Source organism: Hyphomonas sp. (genome assembly GCF_040882205.1).
In the GTDB taxonomy this organism is placed as follows: domain Bacteria; phylum Pseudomonadota; class Alphaproteobacteria; order Caulobacterales; family Hyphomonadaceae; genus Hyphomonas.
This window is the reverse complement of record NZ_JBBEBT010000198.1, coordinates 1-3,525: the sequence shown is the minus strand read 5'-3', so window position 1 is coordinate 3,525 and position 3,525 is coordinate 1. Positions and strand designations below refer to the sequence as shown.

General features: G+C 64.9%; 6 protein-coding genes. 2 read left to right on the top strand and 4 right to left on the bottom strand.

The features are described from left to right. The coding region (locus WEA77_RS08175) for a sigma-70 family RNA polymerase sigma factor (RefSeq protein ID WP_368067375.1) at positions 1–609 on the bottom strand (609 nt) is incomplete at its 3' end. A 194-nt stretch (positions 610–803) separates the two neighbouring features. Between WEA77_RS08175 and WEA77_RS08170 the strand changes: the two genes are divergently transcribed. Together WEA77_RS08170 and WEA77_RS08165 are read left to right on the top strand one after the other, a co-directional pair. Beyond that, positions 804–1,289: an MmcB family DNA repair protein gene (locus WEA77_RS08170; RefSeq protein WP_368067374.1), complete on the top strand. Its 486-nt coding sequence runs from the start codon at positions 804–806 to the stop codon at positions 1,287–1,289. Further along, a complete protein-coding gene (locus WEA77_RS08165; RefSeq protein ID WP_368067373.1) occupies positions 1,286–1,735 on the top strand; it encodes a hypothetical protein in 450 nt (149 codons plus the stop codon). Before WEA77_RS08170 ends, WEA77_RS08165 begins: the two co-directional genes overlap by 4 nt. Before the next feature lie 154 nt (positions 1,736–1,889). On the opposite strand, the gene WEA77_RS08160 is transcribed toward WEA77_RS08165, so the two are convergent. From WEA77_RS08160 to WEA77_RS08150, 3 genes are all read right to left on the bottom strand, one after another. Then, entirely contained in the window at positions 1,890–2,393 is a 504-nt protein-coding gene (locus tag WEA77_RS08160; protein WP_368067372.1) for a citrate/2-methylcitrate synthase, read from the bottom strand. Between the two features lie 54 nt (positions 2,394–2,447). After that, positions 2,448–2,921: an ABA4-like family protein gene (locus WEA77_RS08155; protein ID WP_368067371.1), complete on the bottom strand. Its 474-nt coding sequence runs from the start codon at positions 2,919–2,921 to the stop codon at positions 2,448–2,450. Between the two features lie 15 nt (positions 2,922–2,936). Beyond that, positions 2,937–3,525: transketolase C-terminal domain-containing protein (locus WEA77_RS08150; protein WP_368067370.1), on the bottom strand; the 589-nt coding region annotated here is incomplete at its 5' end.

Genomic DNA, 3,525 nt, shown 5'->3' with positions numbered 1-3,525 from the left:
TGCTTCGTCGGCGATCAGGTCCTGCCATTCGCCGTCGCCGTCCGCCGAGAGGGGGGCGTTGAGCGAGCGGTCCGAACCCGAAAGACGCGAGGCCATGGTCTCGACATCACGCACCGGGACGCCGAGATGTTCAGCGACCCATTCGCGGTTTTCCACACTCATGATGCCATCGCCTGTATCGGAAATCCGGGCACGCAGGCGACGCAGGTTGAAGAACAGGGACTTCTGGGCCGACGTCGTTCCCGTACGGACGATCGACCAGTTGCGCAGCACATAGTCCTGGATCGACGAGCGTATCCACCAGCTGGCATAGGTTGAGAACCGCACTTCGCGCTCCGGTTCGAACCGCGCGGCAGCCTGCATCAGGCCCACATTTCCCTCGGATACAAGGTCCGCCATGGGCAGGCCGTAATGCCGGAACTTGGCAGCCATCGCGATCACGAGACGCATATAGGCCGTGGTCAGTTCATGCAGGGCGGCTTCGTCGTCGTGCTCGCGCCAGCGCCGGGCCAGATTGGCTTCATGCGCCGGCTCTAGCAGCGCGACCTTCATCGCCGTGCGCACAAACTGGCGATCGGAACTATTGTTCGTATCGTACGCGCTGGCCATCCCGTCCTCCCGTTGAAGACCCAGCAGTTTTTGCTGTGTCGGCCTGTCTACGCGGGGCGCGGGGCACTGGATCAGACCCGGCTTGATTTTCTTCGCCCGCGCCCTAGCCGGGCACCGGCCCGCGGGATGCCTTGACGCTCCGCCTCCCAGCGGCCTAACTCGCGCCGGAACACAAACGCAGCGAACCGCGCGCCATGATGAACCCCGCGCCAGAAGATCTGCTTCCGCGCCGCGCCGCGGAAATCTGCCGCGGCACGCGGCGGCTGATGGCTGACCTCGGCTTCTACGGCCTAACCGAAATGCCGCTGGCAAATAATCGCCGGGCGGATATCGCTGCGATCGGGCCGGGCGGGGATATCTGGATGATCGAGATCAAATCCAGCATCGCGGATTTCAAGTCAGACCATAAATGGCGAGAATACATGGACTTCTGCGACCGCCTGAGCTTCGCCGTGGCCGATGACTTCCCGCAGGACCTGATCCCGCCGGAGGCCGGTCTGATTGTCGCGGACGCTTTCTACGGCGCCGTCATCCGGGACGCCCCGGAATCCCGGCTGGTTGCGGCGCGGCGCAAGGCCGTGACGCTCCGATTTGCCCGCCTCGCGGCTGCGCGGCTGTCCAGCGTAAGCAATACGGGCTGGACGCAGGGCGATGACGGGCTTACCTCGCCGCTGCCATGAGCCTTGCCTATCCCATTGCCCTCAGCCTCGAAGAGGCGATTTCGCCCGGCGTGCGCACAGCGCGGACGCTGAGCGAGGCCGTGGGCCTTTCCCCCGGCTTCCGGGTGGAAGGGCTGGAGACCGGCTGGCTGCATCTGCCGGAGGACGAGGCGCGGGCGCTCCTGTCGTCGCAAGGCGCTGACGGGCCCGCCGGTCATATCCAGCAGTACGAAGACACATCCGGCCATATCGTGATCGCGGTCAGCTGGTGGCTGATTGCCGATCCGAAATCACCGCCCCGTCTCAAACCTGCGCTACCCGACCCGGCGCAGCCCGAGACGCCAGCCAGCGAAACCGGTAGCGACCACACGGACGACCTCTATTTCCGCCGCGGTCGCACGAAGACGAGGCGCCGCAAACCAGTCGATCCTAATCAGCTGGACCTGTTCAGGCCTACCAAAGGTTAGCCAGCAGGCAGCAACAGGCACCGGGGGCCGATACGCTGAATGCGGGCGTACAAGTCGCCCTTCTCCGAACTGCTCGCGCGCATGCGCCGTCCAACCGGGAATGCGGCCGCAGGCGAAGACCGGCGTAAACGCTTCGCGCTGCAGGCCGGGCGCTTCAAGCAGAAGCGCGGTTTAGAGCGTCCGCGTTGGTGTCTAGCTGGCGCTGCGGGTGCTTCTGAGTGAGGCGGCCGAGTACAGCCCGCTCAATATGCTCTGCAAAACCGCGCCGGCCGGACGTGCCCGGAAGGCGCGCCACTGCCGCTTTAAGCGCATCTGCGCGGGGGCCGCGCACGCGGCAGACCCGGTGACCGAACCCCGTCAACCGTTCACCGCGCGGCAGCGCCCCGTCGATCCAGGCTGCCGCATTCTCCGGCGCACCGATTGCATCCACCATATCGAGGACCTGGCGCGGGGCCCGCCATGCAAGGGTCCTTTCAGGGCGGAAAGACCTGCGACGGACGCGGACACCAGCCCGGCCCGTGCAGAGGAAATCGCGGACGAGAACGCGAGTATCGACATGGCGCTCGCCGCGCTCACGGTTGGACTGGAGCTTGCCGATGATGCCCCCCTTCCTGATCTTCGCGAGCGGCCGGATGGCAGGCTGGATCGCGCACGCCATCGAACAGTGCGCCAGCAAAGCTACCATTCGTCCGTGTACGAACTATGCCGGACACTAGGCGCCGGCGCCGGTCTCTGTCTCGAAGAGGCCCCACCCGCCCTTGCGCAAGGCGAACCGCAGCAGAACGTACATCAGCAGGCCGACCGGGCCGAGCATCAGCGTGAAGAACAAGCAAGGTACCAGCACAAGTTGCGGAAATCCCCGGCGCTGCGCGTCCCGCGCGATCCAGGCACCGACAAACAGATCGAATACGAGGTAATGGCTCCAGCCGATCAGGATACCATGCGGGTGGGAAAAGGCCTGCGAGACGCCTGCTGCGGAATTGAAACTGCCACCCTCGGCGCTGTATCCAAAAGCAAAGCCCGTCACCAGCGTCACCGTGTAGAACACGCCGAGAAGAAGCGGATAGAGCCCGGAATGCACCACCGTCCGCGTAATAGAGGACCGGGGAAGAACCGCCAGCAGCAGCCAGGCTGGCAACACCGCGAAGTTGATCAAAGAGAAGACAGTCTCGTAACTCAGAGGCATCGTTTTCCCCTCAGGTCATATCCTTGATTTCATAGCCTCGACGACAGCGTCCGCCGTAATGCCGAAATGCTTGTAGAGCTGCTGGTAAGGCGCGCTGGCACCGAAGCTGTCCATACCGACAAACCCACCTTCGGCTCCGATCCAGCGGTCCCAGCCGAAGCGCACACCGGCCTCGACCGCCACGCGCGGCAGGCCTTTTCCCAGCGTCTCGGCCTGGTAGGCTGCGCCCTGCTGGCCGAACAGTTCCATCGAGGGCATGGAGACGACGCGCACGCCGATCCCGGACCCCGCCAGCATCGCCTGCGCCTTCAGGGCAATCTCGACTTCCGAACCGGTCGCGATCAGCACGCCGCGTTCCTTGCCCTTGGCAGGCGAGAGGATATAGGCGCCTCTTGCAGAGAGGTTTTCGTCCGTATGCATCTTTCTGGCCGGCGCCACGTTCTGGCGGGTCAGAGCCATCGTGGACGGCCCGTCCTCACGCGCGAGTGCCAGCTCCCAGCACTCTGCGGTTTCCACGCCGTCTGCCGGGCGGAAGACCAGCATATCCGGCATGGCGCGCAGGGACGCGACCTGCTCGACCGGCTGGTGGGTCGGGCCATCTTCG

Coding starts and splice junctions, on each gene's coding strand:
- WEA77_RS08165 (WP_368067373.1), top strand. CDS start 1,286: ATGAGCCTTGCCTATCCCATTGCCCTCAGCCTCGAAGAGGCGATTTCG.
- WEA77_RS08160 (WP_368067372.1), bottom strand. CDS start 2,393: ATGGCGTGCGCGATCCAGCCTGCCATCCGGCCGCTCGCGAAGATCAGG.
- WEA77_RS08155 (WP_368067371.1), bottom strand. CDS start 2,921: ATGCCTCTGAGTTACGAGACTGTCTTCTCTTTGATCAACTTCGCGGTG.
- WEA77_RS08170 (WP_368067374.1), top strand. CDS start 804: ATGATGAACCCCGCGCCAGAAGATCTGCTTCCGCGCCGCGCCGCGGAA.